This is a genomic window from Streptomyces sp. WZ-12 (assembly GCF_028898845.1).
Classification (GTDB): Bacteria; Actinomycetota; Actinomycetes; order Streptomycetales; family Streptomycetaceae; genus Streptomyces.
In genome coordinates this window covers 4,215,196-4,233,133 of record NZ_CP118574.1, presented here as the reverse complement: position 1 = coordinate 4,233,133, position 17,938 = coordinate 4,215,196, and the positions used below count along the sequence as shown (strand labels likewise).

The 17,938-nt window shown below is 71.5% G+C and carries 22 protein-coding genes; 3 read left to right on the top strand and 19 right to left on the bottom strand.

Annotation, left to right across the window (positions count from 1 at the left end; genetic code table 11):
• Positions 1–56: 56 nt before the first annotated feature.
• From PV796_RS17980 to PV796_RS17950, 7 genes are all read right to left on the bottom strand, one after another.
• Complete coding sequence (locus PV796_RS17980; RefSeq protein ID WP_274914330.1) at positions 57–569, bottom strand: hypothetical protein; 513 nt, start codon at positions 567–569, stop codon at positions 57–59.
• On the bottom strand, positions 566–844 hold the full coding sequence (locus tag PV796_RS17975; RefSeq protein WP_274914329.1) for a DUF6303 family protein: 279 nt from the start codon (positions 842–844) through the stop codon (positions 566–568). The genes PV796_RS17980 and PV796_RS17975 overlap by 4 nt, the downstream gene beginning before the upstream one ends.
• Positions 844–1,101, bottom strand: a complete 258-nt coding sequence (locus PV796_RS17970) for a DUF6284 family protein (RefSeq protein WP_274914328.1) — start codon at positions 1,099–1,101, stop codon at positions 844–846. The genes PV796_RS17975 and PV796_RS17970 overlap by 1 nt, the downstream gene beginning before the upstream one ends.
• 181 nt (positions 1,102–1,282) lie before the next feature.
• Positions 1,283–1,486, bottom strand: coding sequence for a hypothetical protein (locus tag PV796_RS17965; RefSeq protein WP_274914327.1), 204 nt, complete (start codon positions 1,484–1,486; stop codon positions 1,283–1,285).
• Positions 1,487–1,577: 91 nt separating this feature from the next.
• Complete coding sequence (locus tag PV796_RS17960) at positions 1,578–1,757, bottom strand: hypothetical protein (protein WP_274914326.1); 180 nt, start codon at positions 1,755–1,757, stop codon at positions 1,578–1,580.
• A gap of 84 nt (positions 1,758–1,841) precedes the next feature.
• Positions 1,842–2,222: a RapZ C-terminal domain-containing protein gene (locus PV796_RS17955; protein ID WP_274914325.1), complete on the bottom strand. Its 381-nt coding sequence runs from the start codon at positions 2,220–2,222 to the stop codon at positions 1,842–1,844.
• A gap of 63 nt (positions 2,223–2,285) precedes the next feature.
• Positions 2,286–2,465, bottom strand: coding sequence for a hypothetical protein (locus PV796_RS17950; RefSeq protein WP_274914324.1), 180 nt, complete (start codon positions 2,463–2,465; stop codon positions 2,286–2,288).
• Positions 2,466–3,676: 1,211 nt separating this feature from the next.
• Here PV796_RS17950 and PV796_RS17945 point away from each other — a divergent pair.
• Together PV796_RS17945 and PV796_RS17940 are read left to right on the top strand one after the other, a co-directional pair.
• Entirely contained in the window at positions 3,677–4,447 is a 771-nt protein-coding gene (locus tag PV796_RS17945) for an XRE family transcriptional regulator (RefSeq protein WP_274914323.1), read from the top strand.
• Complete coding sequence (locus PV796_RS17940) at positions 4,444–4,917, top strand: NUDIX hydrolase (protein WP_274914322.1); 474 nt, start codon at positions 4,444–4,446, stop codon at positions 4,915–4,917. The genes PV796_RS17945 and PV796_RS17940 overlap by 4 nt, the downstream gene beginning before the upstream one ends.
• Here PV796_RS17940 and PV796_RS17935 read toward each other — a convergent pair.
• The 12 genes from PV796_RS17935 to PV796_RS17880 form a co-directional block, all read right to left on the bottom strand.
• On the bottom strand, positions 4,905–5,474 hold the full coding sequence (locus PV796_RS17935; RefSeq protein WP_274914321.1) for an HD domain-containing protein: 570 nt from the start codon (positions 5,472–5,474) through the stop codon (positions 4,905–4,907). The genes PV796_RS17940 and PV796_RS17935 overlap by 13 nt on opposite strands.
• Before the next feature lie 11 nt (positions 5,475–5,485).
• Positions 5,486–5,929, bottom strand: a complete 444-nt coding sequence (locus PV796_RS17930) for a GntR family transcriptional regulator (RefSeq protein WP_274914320.1) — start codon at positions 5,927–5,929, stop codon at positions 5,486–5,488.
• Between the two features lie 347 nt (positions 5,930–6,276).
• Positions 6,277–7,362 (bottom strand): nucleotide disphospho-sugar-binding domain-containing protein, encoded by a 1,086-nt coding sequence (locus PV796_RS17925; RefSeq protein ID WP_274914319.1) that lies wholly within the window; start codon positions 7,360–7,362, stop codon positions 6,277–6,279.
• Positions 7,363–7,396: 34 nt separating this feature from the next.
• Positions 7,397–7,963 carry a dTDP-4-dehydrorhamnose 3,5-epimerase family protein gene (locus PV796_RS17920; RefSeq protein WP_274914318.1) on the bottom strand — a complete coding sequence of 189 codons (567 nt, stop codon included), beginning with the start codon at positions 7,961–7,963 and terminating at the stop codon, positions 7,397–7,399.
• Positions 7,945–8,865, bottom strand: a complete 921-nt coding sequence (gene rfbD / locus PV796_RS17915; protein WP_274914317.1) for a dTDP-4-dehydrorhamnose reductase — start codon at positions 8,863–8,865, stop codon at positions 7,945–7,947. The genes PV796_RS17920 and rfbD overlap by 19 nt, the downstream gene beginning before the upstream one ends.
• Positions 8,862–9,848, bottom strand: coding sequence for a dTDP-glucose 4,6-dehydratase (rfbB, locus tag PV796_RS17910; RefSeq protein ID WP_274914316.1), 987 nt, complete (start codon positions 9,846–9,848; stop codon positions 8,862–8,864). The genes rfbD and rfbB overlap by 4 nt, the downstream gene beginning before the upstream one ends.
• A gap of 75 nt (positions 9,849–9,923) precedes the next feature.
• A complete protein-coding gene (locus PV796_RS17905; RefSeq protein ID WP_274914315.1) occupies positions 9,924–10,589 on the bottom strand; it encodes a 4'-phosphopantetheinyl transferase family protein in 666 nt (221 codons plus the stop codon).
• Between the two features lie 4 nt (positions 10,590–10,593).
• Positions 10,594–11,553, bottom strand: a complete 960-nt coding sequence (locus PV796_RS17900; protein ID WP_274914314.1) for an LLM class F420-dependent oxidoreductase — start codon at positions 11,551–11,553, stop codon at positions 10,594–10,596.
• Between the two features lie 82 nt (positions 11,554–11,635).
• The gene (locus PV796_RS17895) at positions 11,636–13,168 is read right to left on the bottom strand and encodes an aromatic amino acid ammonia-lyase (protein WP_274914313.1); all 1,533 of its coding nucleotides are present in this window, start codon (positions 13,166–13,168) and stop codon (positions 11,636–11,638) included.
• Positions 13,169–13,172: 4 nt separating this feature from the next.
• Positions 13,173–14,330, bottom strand: coding sequence for an AMP-binding protein (locus tag PV796_RS17890; protein ID WP_274914312.1), 1,158 nt, complete (start codon positions 14,328–14,330; stop codon positions 13,173–13,175).
• A gap of 44 nt (positions 14,331–14,374) precedes the next feature.
• Entirely contained in the window at positions 14,375–15,247 is an 873-nt protein-coding gene (gene rfbA, locus PV796_RS17885; RefSeq protein ID WP_274914311.1) for a glucose-1-phosphate thymidylyltransferase RfbA, read from the bottom strand.
• Between the two features lie 53 nt (positions 15,248–15,300).
• Positions 15,301–16,530 (bottom strand): class I SAM-dependent methyltransferase, encoded by a 1,230-nt coding sequence (locus tag PV796_RS17880; protein ID WP_274914310.1) that lies wholly within the window; start codon positions 16,528–16,530, stop codon positions 15,301–15,303.
• 396 nt (positions 16,531–16,926) lie between these two features.
• On the opposite strand from PV796_RS17880, the gene PV796_RS17875 reads away from it, so the two are divergent.
• Entirely contained in the window at positions 16,927–17,913 is a 987-nt protein-coding gene (locus tag PV796_RS17875) for a TauD/TfdA family dioxygenase (protein ID WP_274914309.1), read from the top strand.
• Positions 17,914–17,938: the final 25 nt, after the last annotated feature.

Below are 17,938 nucleotides of genomic sequence, written 5' to 3'. Positions count from 1 at the left end.
GGCTGCCGTCGGAATGCTGCGGGATGCCGTCGAAACGACGGGGTGTGTCGCCGTAGTCATGCCGCACCCGCTTCCGAAACCTCGGCCTGAATCACGAAGTTCCCGAGTGGGCAGACGCGCCAGGACAGCTCGGATGCGGGCTTCCCGGTGGGCGGGCACCACCCGTCGGCGGGCGCGCCAAGCGATCGGGCATGGCGCTTGGCGGCCGCTACGTCGGGGTGGACACTGTCCAACCGGCCGTAGCGCAGCAACACCACCGCACAGCTCATGGTGGCGAGGTCAGCGCGCAGGGTCTTGATCCGCTCCGCCTGCTCCTCCACCATCGCCCGGGCCGTGCCCAGTTGAGCCTTCATGTGCGCCAGGCCCACCCGAAGAATCTCCGCGTCGCCCTGGTACTCGTCCGCGGCGGCGCGAGCCGCAGCCAACGCCACGCTCAGACGCTGCGCCGACCGCGTGTGGCAGGACGCCGCCTCGGCCGCGGCGTCCTGTACCTCTTCGGTACGGGCTTGTGCGCCCTCAGCCGCCTGCTCAAGGGCGGCAAGACGAGCGCGGGTCACGATGCGAATCACGGCGCCTCCTTCAGACGAACCGGGATGGTGGCAAGCAGGCACACCGGGCTCGACGAGTCCTCGGCCAGCTCGCTGTACTCGAACCACTCCCACTCGGCGCCGGCCGTCACCTCGTAGCCGAGAGCAGTCAGCGCTTCGGCGCGCTCGACCGGCGTGGGAATCGAAGCGGTGCAGCCCCAGTTGTGCTCGGGCCAGTTCGATACGTCGAGCCGCACCACGTACACGCACCAGCCGCCATGCGCGCTCGACATCTGGGCAGTGAAGGTGTCCGCCATCACGCCGCCTCCCCACCGGTGTTGAGGCGGTTAGCCAGCGCCCGCCGCGCGGCCAGCACCCGACGGCGAGCCCGACGGATGCGCCGCTCGTCCAACTCCGTGACGGGGCGGTCGAAGACGGGGAGATAGGCGTCCAACAGGTCCATCTGGGCCGTGATGAGCGGCATCTCGGCGTCGATGGCGTCCAGTTCGGCGGCCGTTGACTCTAGCCACGGTGCGAACGCCAACGCGGCGTCGGCGACAGTAATCTGGGTCATGGGTCGTGGTTCCTCTCAAGCGGAACGGCCTGTCAGCGGCTCTCGGGGTGCCTCCCGGGGGCCGCGTGCCGTTGGTGGTGAAGCCGCATGCGTGCGGTGCGGCGGGGCGCGCGGAGGCGCCGGTGCCCCGGGCCGGATTCGATCCGGCGCCCTTCACGGCTGGATGCCGGGGCGGTGTGCGTCAGAAGGACCGGGAGATGGTGCCGTGGTTGTCACCCTCGATGACCGTCATCCCCGTGCCGGAGAAGGACCGGTTGCCGGTGTCCTTGCTCGGGCCGGTGTCGCCCTGGTGGATGTCGCCGTTGAGGGCGACCGTGCCGGTGGTACCGGAGATGACCGTTGCGCCGACGTCGCCGTTGACGATGATCGTGGTCTTGCGGGCCATGTCTGCTCCTTGGGTGAGAGCGGCCGGTGGCGGCCGCCGTGCACGCAGAAGGCCCGCACCGTGGTGCGGGCCTTCTCTGCGGACTCGGTGTTCAGCGGCCCCAGCGGGAGAAGCCGCGACGCTCGGACTCGTCGAGCATTCCATTCAGGTCCTCGTGGAACGCGGCCTCTCGTTCCTTGTCACCGTTCTGACGCGCCTCTTCCGCAGCGGAAGAAGCCAGTTCCATGCCCTGCACGAGGTCTGCGTCCGAAGCCTTGTTGAACCATGCCATGACGTTGTCTCCTACTCAGGTTGCGGCGGAACACTGAACGGTTCCCCTCACCGCCCGTGCGAGACAGGCGGATCGGGCAGCCGTTCAGCGCTGAACGACCGGCTTGTCCAGGTCGCGGTGGCGGACGCTCACGCGGTGTCCAGCGGCCGTCAGACGCTCGGCCAGGACGAGCGCGAAGGTCGGGGCCCGGTGCCGACCGCCGGCACATCCGTCGGCGACGGTCACGACCCCGGCACTCGGGCCGGCAGCGAACGCCGCGACCGCCGTCGCCGTGGCCTCCACCAGTGCCGTGATGCCCGGGGTGTTGAGCACTGCGGCGCGTACCGGCTCGTCGGCCGCGGTCATGTACCGCAGCTCCGGCGACACGTGCGGGTCACGGAAGTGCTCGCGCAGGTCGATGGTCAGGTGCGCTGGGGGCGGGGCGTTGTGCAGGTAGCCGAACGAAACGATCTCGACAGCAGCCATGAGAACTCCTATCGGCGGGGCGGGATGTGGATGTCTTAGGCGGCCAGTGCGGCGGCGATCAGGTCAGCGGCGCCGCGCCCAGCCGATGAGCCCGATCACCGCGTCCGTGCGGTCGGTGACCCGCCCGGACTCCAGCTCGTCGGCGCGGGCCTCCAGGCGCCGCGCCGTGTCCTCACGGCCGTGGGCCCGCTGGACGGCGGCGGCTTCGCGGTTGTCGGCGGCGGCCTTCTTCAGGCGGTTCATGAGCAGTCCTCCCAGTGGTGGTGAAGCCCTCGCGGCTCCCTGCAACCCCGTCCGTACGGCCGTGGGCCGGACGGACGGAGGAGGCAACCGCCCGCCACGCACGGCGGGTCCGGGGCTGGGCCTCTACAGGGAGCCGCCGGGCTCACGTTGAGGAAGCGGCGGCAGCTCGTCGCAGGGCTCAGATGCGCGGTCGTGCTGCGGGTCGGGCTCGCTCACCGGCCGCCCCCGTTGCTGGAGCGCCGGTTGGCCTCACGGACCTTGTCCGACAGCTCACGGCGCTCGTCCTCGGTCAGGTGCGTGACGGCAGCGTGAGGTGTCATGCTGTGGGCGTTCACAGGTAGTTCCTCTCTACAGGTGCCTGTGGCGCGCGCCGTCCGGGTTGCCTCCCGGACGGCGCACCTTTTTGCGTGGAGCGCATCGCGACTCCCCACACCCCGCCCGTACGGCAAAAAGGCCGGACGGGCGGGGGAGGCAACCGGCCGCGGATAGCCCGCGGTTGCTCCGGATGAATCGCGCACCGCCGGCACCCGGATGACTCCGATGCCGGCAGTGGGCGGGACGCAAAGGGCTCGATGCTGCCGCGTTGGTCCAACGGCGGTCAGCGCCCTAGGTACTTCGGCGACCCATGAGCGGGTCCCCTTCCGGTAGCTCGGACTCGGGTGGTCCGTAGCCGCCGGACACCGCCGACCAAAAGGCCGGGGTAGCGGCGACTCGTCACCTACTCCCGAAGGTCAGTGGGCGACGCTCCTTTTTTCACCCCGGGGAGGTGAGTAGCCCCGGGCCGCCCACGACAGGGGACGGCGTCCTGTTGCCCGGATCGCTCCGAGCTACCTCCCGAGCCTTGCGAGGGCTGGAGGTGACCTCCCGGGCCCAGCACTGCTGGGCTGGAGGCGGCCCCATCGACCACCCGTGTGCAGGTGGCTGGGACGGCACGCTGTGAAGTTCTCAACGAACGGACGCTTCCATCGAGCTGATCCGCCAGTGCGGAGCCCTCCGGGCGTGAGGTACATGTAGTACCTGTTCCTTATGGTGGGGTGGATAGTTCGCGGAGTCAAGTCCTTTGGTTTCTTTGACTTCGCGAGTCCGCCCCGCCGAGTTGCCTCAAGCGTGGCTTGACCAGACGCGACGATGAACTCCGTGCTTGCCCAACTCCGGGACGCCTTCGCTACGGTGGAGTCGTCCCAAGTCGTCCCTCGGGGGGAGTGCACGGCATGGCCAATGAGCGGTTGCGCGGCGCGATCGTCGAAAGCGGCATGACGCTTGATCAGGTTGCTGATCGCCTAGGGGTGTCGGCGAAGACAGTGGAGCGCTGGGTCAATGAGCCCAAGCGTCAGCCGTACCGCCGGTACAAGTACGCGACAGCATCCCTTTTGCGGCGGGAAGTGTCCTACCTCTGGCCAGAAGAGCGGACGTCGGCGGAGGTGACTGAGGCAGGTAACGCTGAGCTTGTCCAGCTCTACCCGCACCGCTCTGTCGTACCGAATCGGCTTTGGCCGCAGCTCTACGCCGGAGCCACGCGGCACTTCGACGTGCTCGTCTACTCGGGCTTTTGGCTCACTGAGGACGCCGAGTTCCACCAAGTGGTGAAGGAAAAGTCGGCCGATGGCCTACGGATCCGGTTCATGCTCGGCGACCCCGACTCGGCCGCCGTCGCCGTGCGCGGCGAGGACGAGGGCATCGATGGCGCGATGGCAAGCAAGATTCGCAATGCGCTGGTGAACTACTCGTCGTTGTTCAGGCTTCCAGGGGTGGAGTTCCGGCTGCACTCCACCACGCTCTACAACTCGATCTACCGTGCCGATGACGCGATGCTGGCGAACGGGCACCTTTACGGCGTCGGCGCCTACATGGCCCCTGTCCTGCATCTGCAGCGTGTCCCCGGAGGGGAGCTCTTCGACGCCTACGCGGAGAGCGTCGAACGTATCTGGGAGGGCGCCCGCCCCATCTCCTCGCCCACTAACCTGCGAGGATCGGGCGCATGAGCCGGATCGACTACTTCCGCGACCCGAAGGCGCCCAAGGCCAACTCGGTGGTGCCCTCCGTGACAGTCGTGGTCCGCAATGGCCAGGGGCAGCTTCTCCTGATCCACAAGACGGACAACAACCTGTGGGCGCTCCCCGGTGGAGGCCACGACATCGGCGAGAGGATCGGAGCTACGGCCGTCCGTGAGGTGGAGGAAGAGACCGGGATCCGCGTCGAGGTCGACAACATCGTCGGGCTCTACACCGACCCCGATCACGTCCTCGCCTACGACGACGGTGAAGTGCGACAGCAGTTCTCTATCTGCTTCCGGGCCCATCCAGTTGGGGGTTCTCTCCGGACCAGCAGTGAATCGAAGGAGGTCCGCTGGGTGGCCCCGGCGGATCTCGATGGGCTGGACATCCATCCGTCCATGCGACTGCGCATCGCGCACGGCCTGGACGAGACCCGGCCGCAGCCCTACATCGGCTGAGCGTCGGCTGCGGTGGAAGCCATCCGGAGCTCCACACGCTCGTTCGCGGCGTAGATCTCCGGCGCCGCTCGCTGGATGAAACGGCCAACGATCGTGTCCGGGCCGTACCGTTGCACGATCTCCTCCAGCCGTGCGGCTGGCGTGGTGTGCTCGCCGTCAGGCGTCGTCGTCATGTCGGAGACGATGAGTGCGTCCACCAGCTCCGGCCTCTCCAGCTCGAACTCGGACTCCAGCTCATGCCGGAGCCCCCGCTCCTCCGCCTCCAAGAGTGCGCAGGAGTGATGAGCCACGAGCCGCACGACTCGGTCGTCGGCCCCCTCCTGGTCGCGGAGGAAGCGACCACCGTCGAGCGGGTGGAAGCCGGTCGTGGCGATGGAGGGGGAGTACCCGATGTCGTGAAGGACGGCCGCGGCCTCCAATAGTTCGGCGTCTACACCGAGGATCGGGCTCAGGGAACGAGCCCGCTTGGCGACACCAAGGGAGTGTGCCCAGCGGCGCGGCAACGGGTCGGCCAACATCGATTCAGAGAGCGAGTACGCCCACTCGGTAAGCCCCATGGGTGCCAAGGCTACGTATCCTCCAGATTCGTCGGGAGAGCGCGAACGGTGCGGCCCTTGCCGTGGACCGTCGCGAGCAGGCCGGTTCCCTCCATCTGAGCGAGGGCATGCCGGATCGCTGTTCGGGAGGCACCGAAGCGCTCGCACAGCTTCGACTCCGACGGGTAGTTGTCGCCTACCGTCAGCGAATCCTCCGCGATCAGATCGGTCATGCGGTCGATGAGCGGCCTTATGGGTTTGCTGGACACCCGCCAGCCGGCGCCGGGAACGGAGGTGACGAGCCTCTCCGCCTCCAGAGTCTTGAGCGCGCGCCGGATGGTGTTACGCGAGACGTCATGCGTCCGCATAAGAGCGGTTTCGGACGGGAGCGCGTCCCCTTCCAATCCCTTCTCGATGTCCTTTCGCAGCGCATCGGCGATGAGTAGATAGGTTCCGCGCGGGCTGGACTCCGCCACGGCACCTCCTTCCGGGAGCGACGACTGCTGCCAGGGTCGCACGTAGCGGCCGAAGGGTGGGCAGGCGGCGTCGGAGTCGTCCCGTACGACATTGAGAGCATGCGCTTGCAGTCTCAGTTGCGGTCTCACTTCCCCGTCGTTCCGAGCCCGTCCACGAACGTCCGCCAGTGACCTATCAGGCATCCGACCAGGCGCTCGACCCTGCTCGCGGACTCCGGCGGATACTGACGGAACAAGAACGGACAACTCGTAATGCGTAGGTCTCGGGTTCGAATCCCGAAGGCGGCTCTGTTGGGGAGCCCGGGTCAGACAGTTGATGTCTGGCCCGGGCTTTTTTGTGTTGGGGGTCAGGGGAGTTCGGACTCTATGAGGGTGGTGGCTTGGGGGGTGCCGGGTTCGGTGGAGAGGTGGTTGAGGATGCGGGTGGTGTGGTGGGGGAGGGCGGGGTCGTTGAGGAGGGTGAGGACGGCGTTGCGGAGGGTTTCGGGGGTGGCGGAGGCTTTGGGGACGTGGCGGGCTATGCCGAGGTTGGTGAGGAGGGCGGCGTTGCCGAATTGGTCGGCGGCCTGGGGGACGGTGACCATCGGGACGCCGCGGGCGAGGGCCTCGTGGGCGCTGCTGGCGCCGGCGTGGGTGAGGAAGGCGTCGGCGTGGTCGAGGACGGAGCGTTGGGGGACCCAGGGGTGGGCCTCGATGTTGGCGGGGAGGGCGTCGGGGAGGGGTGGGGTGGTGTTGCGGCCGGTGTGGAGGACGACGTGCCAGTCGGGGTGGTCGCCGAAGGCGGCGATGCAGGCGCGGTAGAAGTCGGGGGCGTGGGTGTTCCAGCAGGGGCCGGTGAAGGTGTAGACGGTGGGGTCGACGCGGTCGGGGTGGGGCTGGAGGAGGGTGGAGATGAGCGCCAGGCAGCGGTCGGGGCGGCGGGCGGCGCGGCTGGGGCCGAGGCCGGTCTGGGCGAGCCAGGCGTGGGCGGGGGGTGTGGTGTCGCCGGGGGGCCGGGCGGCGAGTTCGGCGGCGATGTCCTCTTCGTAGCCGTTCCAGGGGACGGCGTGCGGGGAGAGTTGGACGGCGGGGATGCGCCAGCGGTCGGCGAGGGCGCGGGCCGCGTAGGCCATCGGGTCGTAGAGGATCAGGTCGGGGCGGTCGTCCCGGTAGGCGGCGAGGAGTTGGGGGAGGGCGCGGCCGGCGTCGGCGAGGAACAGCCTGAGGTGGTCCAGGAGTTGGCCGTCCCAGGCGTCCGGGTCGTCGGGGGCGGGGAGCGTGGTGGTGTACGTCCGGGGCTCGGCGCCGGTGGCGGCGACGGTGGCGGCGAAGGACGGGGGGATGGCGTAGGTGACGCGGTGGCCGCGGGCGACGAGCGCGCGGATGACGTCGAGGCTGGGGTTGACGTGCCCGTGGGCCCCCACGCTGAACATGGCGATGTGGGATTGCTTCATGGCGGGTTCTGCTTCATGGGTGGGTGAGGGCGCTTCAACGGGTGGGGTAGGTGGGGAGGAGGCCGCGGTGGTGGAGGGTGGTGAGGGAGGGGGCGTTGGCGTCCTTGGGGGAGAGGATCGGGGGGATGTCGGGGGGCCAGGCGATGGCGAGTTCGGGGTCCAGCGGGTGGATGCCGTGTTCGCGTTCGGGGGCGTAGCCCTCGGAGCAGAGGTAGACGACGGTGGCGTCGTCGGTGAGGGCCAGGAAGGCGTGGCCCAGGCCCGCGGAGAGGTAGACGGCGCGGTGGTTGGTGTCGTCGAGCCGGGCCATCTCCCACTGGCGGAAGGTGGGGGAGCCGGTGCGGACGTCGACGATGACGTCCAGGACGGCACCGCGGACGCAGGTGAGGTACTTGGCCTGGCCCGGGGGGACGTCCGCGAAGTGGATGCCGCGGCAGGCGCCGCGGCGGGACACCGAGAGATTGGCCTGGGCGAGCGGGAGTTGCTGGCCGGTGGCCGCGCGGAAGGCGTCGCTGCGGAACCACTCGTGGAAACTGCCGCGCGCGTCGGCGAAGACCTCCGGCTCGTGGATCCAGGCGCCTTCTATGGACAGGGGTCGCATGCGGGCTTCTCGGCTTTCTGGCGGAGGAGGGTGGGGAACGCCTCGGTGAGGGCGGTGCGCCAGTGGGGGAGCGGGGACATGCCGGCGGCGTGCCAGCGGTCGTGGGCGAGGGCGCTGTAGGCGGGGCGGGGCGCGGGGCGGGGGAAGCGGTCGCCGGTGGTGGGGCGGACCCGTTCCGGGTCGGCGCCGAGCAGGCGGAAGACCTCCCGGCAGAGGGCGAACCAGGTGGTCGCGCCGGTGCTGGTGCCGTGGTAGACGCCGGCGGGGGCGGCGCCGGCCAGGGCGCGCCCGCCCAACTCGACCAGGTGGGTGGCGAGATCGGCCGACCAAGTGGGTTGGCCCCACTGGTCGTTGACGACGTCGAGGGTGGGGCGGGTGCGTTCCAGTTCGGTGACGGTGCGGATGAAGTTGCGGCCGCCCGCGCCGTAGAGCCAGGCGGTGCGCACGACGTAGCCGGTGTCCGGGAGGAGGGTGCGGACCGCGCGTTCGCCGGCGAGTTTGGTGCGGCCGTAGGCGCTGCGCGGGGCGGTGGGGGCGTCCTCCGGGTACGGGGTCCGGGCGCGGCCGTCGAAGACGTAGTCCGTCGAGACCTGGAGCAGGACGCTGCCCGCGGTGCGGCAGGCGTCGGCCAGCAGGCGGGGGCCGGTGGCGTTGACCGCGCGGGCCCGGTGCTCGTGGTCCTCGGCGGCGTCAACCGCCGTCCAGGCGGCGCAGTTGACCACGACGGAGGGGCGGTGGGCGGCCAGCGCCGCGCGCACCGCCTCCGGGTCGGTGACGTCCAGGTCGGCGCGGGTGGCGGCCACCGCGGGGCGGCCGGCGGTGGCGAGGCGGTCGAGGACGTCCCGGGCGAGCATGCCCCCGGCGCCGGTCACCAGCCAGGGGCGCTCCTGTGGGGCGGTCACAGCGCCGCTCGCGCCTTCAAGGGCTCCCACCAGGCCCGGTTCTCGCGGTACCAGCGCACGGTGTCGGCGAGTCCCTGGGCGAAGGGCACGCGCGGGGCGTAGCCCAACTCCTCGCGGATCTTGGTGCAGTCGACGGAGTAGCGGCGGTCGTGGCCCTTGCGGTCGGCGACGGGCAGCACGCTGGTGTCCCAGTCCGCGCCGAACTCCGCGAGCAGCAGCGCGGTGAGTTCGCGGTTGGACAGCTCGGTGCCGCCGCCGATGTTGTAGACCTCGCCGGCGCGGCCGCGGGTGCGGACGAGCTCGATGCCCTGGACGTGGTCGTCGATGTGGAGCCAGTCGCGGACGTTGCCGCCGTCCCCGTACAGCGGGATCTGCCGGCCGTCCATGAGGTGGGTGATGAACAGCGGGATGGCCTTCTCGGGGAAGTGGTGGTGGCCGTAGTTGTTCGAGCACCGGGTGACGCGGACGTCCAGGCCGTGGGTGTGGTGGTAGGAGAGGGCCACCAGGTCGCCGGACGCCTTGGCCGACGAGTAGGGGGAGCTGGGGCGCAGCGGGTGGGTCTCGGGCCAGGAGCCCTCGTCGATCGAGCCGTAGACCTCGTCGGTGGAGATCTGCACGAAGGTGTCGATGCCGGCCTGGTGGGCGGCGGCGACGAGGGTGTGGGTGCCCAGGACGTTGGTGTAGACGAAGGTGTCGCCGCCGTCGATGGACCGGTCCACGTGCGACTCCGCGGCGAAGTGCACCACCTGGTCGTGCTCGGCCATGAGGGCGCGCACGGTCGCGGGGTCGCAGATGTCGCCCTGGACGAAGCGGAAGCCCGGGTGGGCGCGGACCGCGTCGAGGTTGGCGGGGTTGCCGGCGTAGGTGAGCTTGTCGAGCACGGTGAGCGCCACGTCGCCGGGGCCGTCCGGGCCGAGCAGCGTGCGGACGTAGTGGGAGCCGATGAAGCCGGCTCCGCCGGTCACGAGTATCCGGGTCGTCATGAGGAGTTGCGCACCTTGTCGTGAGCACCGGAACGGGCCGGTGGGCTTGGGTGGTTGGCGGCGGGGGTCAGCAGGCTACGGCGCGGCGGGCGGGACGACGATCGCCGCGAGCAGCAGGCGGGGCGCGGCCAGCCAGGTGCCGTCGAGGACGGCGGGGACGTCGGTCGCGGTGCCGTCCGGCGGGGTGCGGAGCACGCGCGCGCGGAAGGTGCCGGCCGGGTGGAGGGCGATGGTGGCCTCGTGGAAGCCGAGCCAGGCCCGGGTCAGGGGCGACCACACCTTGTAGACCGCCTCCTTGGCGCAGAACAGCAGCCGGTCCCAGCACACCGCGGCGTCGGTCTCCCGTAGGGCGCGCTGGTCCGCGCGTTCCTCCGGGAGCGCGATGCGGGCCAACATGCCGGGCGGCAGCGGCCGGTGGGGTTCGGCGTCGATGCCGACGGCGCGGGCACCGGAGCGGTGGGCCAGCGCGGCGGCGCGGTAGCCGCGGCAGTGCGTGAGGCTGCCGACGATCCCGGCCGGCCAGTGCGGGGCGCCGCCGGGGCCGGGGAGCAGGGGGCCGGGGGGAACGCCGAGGCGCAGGGCCGCGCGGCGGGCGCAGTGCCGCGCGGTGGCGAACTCCCGGCGGCGCTCCGGCCGCATGGCGGCGGCCAGTTGCTGCTCCTCGGGGAAGAGCGCGGCGGCCGGGTCGTCGCCGTAGGACTCCGCCGCCGCGACGTGGTCCGGCAGGAGGGTGGCGAGCACGTCGTCAGTCCCGGGCCGGGGCGAGCGCCTCGACCTGTGCGACGGGGTCGCCGTCGTCGGTGGGGAGCAGCGCGAGCACGGGGGTGTCCAGGCCGGCGGCGGCGTACTGCCGGATGCGGGCGCGGCAGGCGTCCGGACCGCCGTGCACGATCAGTTCGTCGACCACCTCGTCCGGGACGGCCAGCAGGGCGCGCCAGCGGTCGCCGGCGTCCCAGGCCCGGTGCATCGCGGCGAGCGGTTCGGTGCGGCCGAGCCAGTCCTGGAAGGCCCGGTAGGCGGGCGCGGTGAGATAGCTGCCGATCATCATCCGGCCCAACCGGCGGGCCGCCCGGGCGTCTTCGGTGACGCACACGAAGACCGGGGCGATGAGTTCGGGTCCGGGGCCGAGCGCGGCCCGGACCGTCGGCACGTCGTGGGGGGCCAGCCAGTTGGTGATCGCGCCGTCCGCCTCCTCGGCGGCCAGGCGCAGCATCCGGGGGCGCAGCGCGGCCAGCAGGATCGGCGGGGGCGTGGCCGGCGGCCGCTCCAGCCGGAAGCCGCGCACCCCGAACGTGGGGTACCGCTCGGTCACCGGCTTGCCGGCCAGGGCGGTGCGCAGGAAGCGCAGGGTGTCCCGGGTCCGGGCGAACGGGCGGGTGTGCGCGAGGCCGTTCCAGTCCTGGACGACGCCGGGGGAGGAGGCGCCGATGCCGAGGGCGAACCGGCCGGGCGCGCAGTCGGCGACGGCCGCCGCGGACATCGCCAGCAGGGCCGGACCCCGGGTGAACACCGGGGCCACCGCGGTGCCCAGCCGCAGCCGGGACGACCACTGGGAGGCGAGCACCAGGGGGGAGAAGGCGTCGGCGCCGGCGGTCTCGGCCGTCCAGACGCCGGTGTAGCCCAGGTCGGGGAGGCGCTCGACGAGTGCGCGGTGGGCCGGCAGGGGCACGCCGGTCAGCGGGAGGGTGATCCCCCAACCAGTCATCGCGGGGTGGTCTCCTTCTCTCGTGGGCGGCGGGGCCGGGGGCGGGCGCCCGGCGGGGGACGGGCGCCCGCGGTCCGTGGGATCAGTCGCCGGCGGTCAGCAGGGCCCGGGCGTGGTCCTGGAACAGCTCGGCGGCGGCGCGGACTTCGGCGGCCATCGGGCGGTCGGCCTCCAACGCCGGGGAGATTCGGGCGAGTTCGGCCCAGACGCCGGTGGCGTCCGCCTCCGCGCCGGTCATCACGGCCAGTTGGGCGGCGGCCAGGGCGAGCGAGCCGACGGCGAGCCAGCCCAGCTCCAGGGCCTCGGTGACGCCGTTCGCGCCGTTGAGCGCCATCGGGACGTGGTCCTGGTTCCAGCCGTTGGTCGGCAGCGTCGTCAGCGAGGCGGGGGTGACGAGCTGGCGGATCCGGGAGATGAACGAGGTCGCGCTGATCTGCACGCCGGCCAGCCCGCAGCCGCGGCCGGCCCGGGGGGTGAGCATGATCGGGAGGTCGCCGTTGGTGGTGGGGTTGACCACCAGTCCGAGCTGACGCTCCGCCAGGTAGGCGGCCATGTGCATGGCCAGGCCGGTCTGTTCGGAGGCGAAGCCGACGGGCATGGCGTGGAAGTTCCCGGCATGCAGCACCCGGTCCCCGTAGGTGAGGGGGTTGTCGGTGCAGCCGTTGGCTTCGCGGAGCAGGAACTCGCCGGCGACGGTCAGTTGGTCCAGGACGGCGCCGAGCACCTGCGGGGCGCAGCGCAGGCTGTAGGGCTCCTGGAGCGGGCGGCGCTCGTCGCGGCGGTGGTCGGCGGGCAGGTCGCGGCGGATCCAGCGGGCCACCGTGAGCTGGCCGAGCTGGTTGCGGGCCTGGCCGACGCCCTCGTCGTAGTGCTCCGCGTTGCCGCCGAGCAGGGCCGTCAGGCGGGTGGTGAGGGCGGCGACGGCGCGGACGAGGAGGACGGCCGAGCGCTGGTTGCGGATGGCGACGGCCAGGCCGACGCCGGTGCCGTTGACGAAGGCGAGCGCCTCGCGCACCGGCCAGACGAGCGGCTCGGCGCCCAGCTCGGCGAGGGCCTCGACGGCCGGCCGCTGGGCCCACCGCCCCTGCGCGTCGCGCACCCACGCCTCGCCCTGGCCGGCGCAGGCCAGCGCCACGTGCGCCAGCGGCTGGAGGTCGCCGCTCGCGCTGACCGTGCCGTCCCGCGGGATCACCGGGGTGAAGCCGGCGTTCCACAGGTCGGCCAGCCGCTGCCAGAAGTCGGTGGAGACGGCGGAGAAGCCCTTGCGCATGCTGTTCAGCCGCAGCCAGAACACCAGGCGGGAGGTGTCCGGGTCGAGCGGGCGGCCCTGCGCGGTGCCCAGGTGGGAGATGAGCGAACTGCCCTGCTCCAGCTCGGAGGTGGCGGAGTAGGTCACCAGCGGGCCGAAGCCCTGGGTCAGTCCGTAGACGGGCTTGCCCTCGGCCAGGTACGCGTCGACGGTGGCGCCGGAGCGGTCCATCCGGGCCACGTCCGCGTCGGTGAGCGGGCCCAGCTTGGCGGTCCAGGCGGCGGCCTCGACGATGCTGTCCAGACTGGGCAGGTCACTGCGGTCGCCGTCGGCCGGTGCCGGGGCCGACGTGGGGGTCAAAGTCACGTTGCTATCCCTGGGTTCGGTGGGTTGAGGAGGTCGTGAGGTGCTGCAACTTGCCCATTGCGGACCGCTTGAGGTCGGGCACCGTGTGCACCTTCCGCGGGCGGGCGCCGAGGACGGCGCGGGCCACGGAGAGATCGAGGGCGTCCGGGCCGGCACCGGGCCGGGGGACGACGTGGAGGTCGAAGTGCTCGCCGATCATGGGGTCGTTGACCGGGACGAGCGCCAGGTCCGCGCAGTCGAGCCGGGCGCGCAGCGCCTGCTCGGCCTCGTCGAGGTTGATCCGCTGACCGTTCACCTTGACCAGGCGGCCGACGCGGCCGAGGAGCCGGAACGTGCGGGCGTCCAACGGCTCGACGAGGTCGCCGGTGCGCCACTGCTGCGGGCGCGGTTCGCCGGGGCGGTTGGCCAGGCGGGGGCTGCGGATCACCAGCGGGACGCCGGCCTCGCGGGGCGCGTGCGCCGTCCCGCCGTGCGCCGTCCCGGTGGGCGCGGTGCCGTCCTGGTCGGGGGCGAAGGTGACGTCCGGGAAGAGCGTCCAGGCGGGCGGGGCGCCCTGGCTCCAGCGGCGGGTGGCGATGCCGCCGGTCTCCGTGGAGCCGAGCAGCTCCACGATGGCCGCCCGCCCGGGGCCGGCCTCCGCGAGGAAGGTGCCGGCCTCGGCGGGCAGCATCGCGCTGCTGTAGAGGACGGTGACGTGCTCGAAGGAGCGGACCCAGTCCAGGTGCCGCAGCAGCAGGGAGAAGATCCACGGCGTGGCGACGACGGCGATCCGGCGGCAGCCGGGGTCCGGCAGGGCGCCGAGGTAGCCCGGTCGGTACCACGCCGGGACGCCGAGCCTGGCCGGCAGCAACAGCGTGGCCAGCGCGCCGTAGACGTGCACCGGCGGGGCGAAGGAGACCACCGCGCCCGGCGCGTCCGGCCGGAGGAAGTCGGCGAGCGTGCCGGCCTCGGACCAGGCGTGCGCGCGGGTGCGCTGCCAGCACCGGCTCGGTCCGGTGCTGCCGGAGGTGTGGAAGTCGAGCACCGGCGGCAGCGCGCCGGCGACCAGCTCCGCCGCGTCCGGCGCCTCGTCCCAGCGCACGCACCAGGCGCGCTCGGCGACGTCCGGCGCGCCGATCCCCGACGACAGCAGTTGTGTCGGGGTCAGCTTCTGATATGCCACGCAAACTCCCTGTGATGGCGCCCAGTTGGCGGGCGGCTTCGCGATCAGGCGGCGAACTGGGCGACCTGCATGAGGTATTGGCCGTAGCCCGAGTTGCCCATCCGCTCACCGAGGCGGTGGCAGTGCTCCGCGTCGATGTAGCCCATGCGCAGGGCGATCTCCTCGATGCAGGCCACCCGGACGCCCTGCCGGCTCTCCATGACGTGCACGTACTGGCTGGCCGCCAGCAGCGAGTCGTGGGTGCCCGCGTCCAGCCAGGTGAAGCCGCGGCCGAGGCGGATGAGCCGGGCCCGGCCCTCCTTGAGGTAGGCCAGGTTGACGTCGGTGATCTCCAGTTCGCCGCGGGCCGAGGGGGTCAGCCCGCGGGCGATCTCCACCGCGTCCGGGGAGTAGAAGTACAGGCCGGTGATCGCGTTGTGGGAGCGCGGGTTGAGCGGCTTCTCCTCCAGGGCGACGAGGTTGCCGTCGGCGTCGGTCTCGCCGATGCCGTAGCGCTCGGGGTCGGAGACCGGGTAGCCGAACAGCGTGCAGCCGTCCAGGTCGTTGCGGGCGTTGCGCAGGATCCGGGGGAATCCGGCGCCGTGGAAGATGTTGTCGCCGAGGATCAGCGCGAAGGGGTCGTCGCCGATGTGGTCCGCGCCGATGATGAGTGCTTCCGCGATGCCCCGCGGTGCGGTCTGCTCGGCGTAGGTGATGGTCAGCCCGAGGTGTGAGCCGTCGCCCAGCAGCGCCTGCAGCGGGGGAATGCTCGTCGGCGTCGAGATCACCAGGATCTCCCGGATTCCGGCCAGCATCAGCACCGAAAGCGGGTGGTAAACCAGAGGCTTGTCGTAGACCGCGTGAAGCTGCTTGGACGTCGCCAGGGCCGAGGGGTACAGCCGAGTGCCGCTGCCCCCGGCCAGCAGAATTCCCTTCATCGCTCTCCCTGTTGGTCTTGGATATTCCTGTGGTGCGGGGTGGATCGCACCCCTCACACCACGTGCACGGTCGGGACGTAGAGAATCCACTTGCCGCCGGCGTCGCGGAATTCCTTTTCCTTCGCCATGATTTCCTCGGCGTGGTTCCACGCGAAGAGCAGGGCGTAGTCGGGGTACGCGGAGGAGAACGCCTCCGGGGTCCGGACCGGAATGTGGGTGCCCGGGCTGAGCCGGCCCTGCTTGGCGGGCGTGGTGTCGCAGACGAACGGGACGAGGTCCGGGCCGATGCCGCAGAGGTTGGTCACCGTGGCGCTCTTGGCGGTCGCGCCGTAGCCGACCACGGACTTGCCCTCGTCGTGCAGCCTGGTCAGGAGCGCCACGAGGTCCTCGCGGATCGTGTGCACGTTGGCGCCGAACGCCTCCAGGGTGGCGAGGTCGGACAGCTTGCGCCGCTCCTCCTCGGCGATGAGCGCGGCCACCGCCGGCGACGGGGTGCGCTGCCCGGCGGGCGCGAGGAAGTAGCGGACCTCGCCGCCGTGCACCGTCAGCCGCTCGACGTCCACCAGCTCCAGGCCGTTGAGGCGGGCCATCTCCCGCACGGAGCGGGCGGTGAAGAAGTAGAAGTGCTCGTCGTAGATCTGGTCGAACGAGGTGCGCTCGACGATGTCGCCGAGGTAGGGGTCCTCGAAGACGAAGACGCCGGTGGGCTTCAGCAGCGCCCGGACGCCGGCCAGGATCGAGTCCATGTACGGGATGTGGCACAGGGTGTTGGCGGCGTAGATGACGTCGGCCGGGCCGTCCTCGGCGCGCACCTGCTGCGCCGTGGCCTCCTCGAAGAACGCCTTGCGGACCCGGATGCCCTTGGCCGCGGCGACGTCGGCCACGCTGGCGGACGGCTCGACGCCCAGGTGGCGCACGCCGTGGTCGGCGATGGCCTTGAGCATCACGCCGTCGTTGCAGCCCAGTTCGACGATGAACGGGTCGTCCGCGGTGAGCTCGTCGGCCAGCAACTGCTTGGCCAGGTTCTCGAAGTGCTCCCGCATGAAGGACGAACCGGAGGAGAAGTACGGGTACTCCTCGTGGAACATCCGGTCCCGCGGGACCTCCTCCATCAACTGCACCATGGTGCAGGAGCCGCAGACGCCGACGGCCAGCCGGTAGAAGAACTCCTCGGTGAGGTCCGCGTCCGGGGCCAGGAAGGCGTCGGACAGGGGCTGGCGGCCGAAGTCAAAGAATTCCTGTACCGGAGCGGCACAGATACGGCATGGGAACTTGCTCGACATACATGCTCCTGGAAGGCCGACCGACGGCGAGGGAACGGAAATACCCGAACTTCGGCGGCGGACTGGCGCGTTGGGCCGAAGCGGTTCTCGGTGAGTGTGCCCCAGAAAGCGGCCGGGGCGGAAGTGCGTGCATTGTTCGGCGTCCCGCTGGCGGGACAGGAATCCGCCGGCGTGCACTCGATTCTGACGGGTCGCCGGGCACTCGGGAACGGTTCGGGAATTCCCCTGTGCCGGCCCGCTCGGGGACATTTATCCTGACGCCGTCCCAGTGCGCCCGTGCGATCCGCAAGAGGGGCCCGTGGAAATCGCGGGGACGGCCCGGAAAACCCTTTGAATGGTAGGCCGTCGGCCGCCGGCGGGGTGCTCGCACGGCTTCCGTGAGAAGGCATGTGATCCATGATCAAGACCAGCTCTTTCCCCGCCCTGACCGAGGCGGCGGTGGTGCTCACCGACTCCCAGCGCGAGGAGGTCGCCCTGCTGGCCGAGGAGCTCGGTCGGGCCGCGTCCGGGGTGCTGGACAGCCCCGCGTGGCTCGCCGCGGCCCGCGCCGCCGCCGTCCGGCTTCCGAGTCAACTCCTGGCGGCCATACGGGACTTCAGGTATGACGCGGGTCCTGAGGGCGTCCTGTTGGTGCGCAACCTGCCCATTCACGCGGAGCTGCCGGCGACCCCCACCGCGCTCGGGTCGGTGCAGCGGGCCGCGACCACGGCCGCCGGCGCGATCGCCATGGTCCTGCTCCAGCTCGGCGAGGTGGTGGCCTACCGCAGCGAGAAGTCCGGCGCGCTGGTGCAGAACGTGGTGCCGGTGGCGGGCCAGGAGCGGCAGCAGAGCAACGCGGGCTCGGTGCGCCTCCAGATGCACACCGAGAACGCCTTCCACCGCAACCGCCCTGACTACCTGGGCCTGTTGTGCCTGCGCACCGACCCGACCGGGGACGCCCGGCTGTGCACCGCCTCGGTCCGCCGGGCGCTGCCGATGCTGTCGGGGGAGGCACGCCGGACGCTGTTCGAGGAGCGCTTCATGACCGAGGCGCCGCCGTCGTTCGGCGGCTCCGGAAGCGTTCCGCCGCCGGTCCACGCGCTCCTGCGGGGCGCGCCCGAAGACCCGGACGTGCTGGTCGACTTCAACGCCACGCACGCCCTCGACGACGGCGCCCGGCGCGCCATGGCGGAGCTGAACGCCGCCTTCGAGCGGGCCACCCACGCGCTCGACCTCACCGCGGGCGACCTGGCCGTGGTCGACAACCGGCTGGTCGTGCACGGGCGGACCTCCTACGCGCCCCGCTACGACGGCACCGACCGCTGGCTGCACCGGGTCTACGCGGTCGCGGACTACCGCCGCTCCCGGGGCGACCGGCAGGACGCGGGCAGCGTCCTGGACTGACCCACCGGGTCCACCGGGCCCAAGG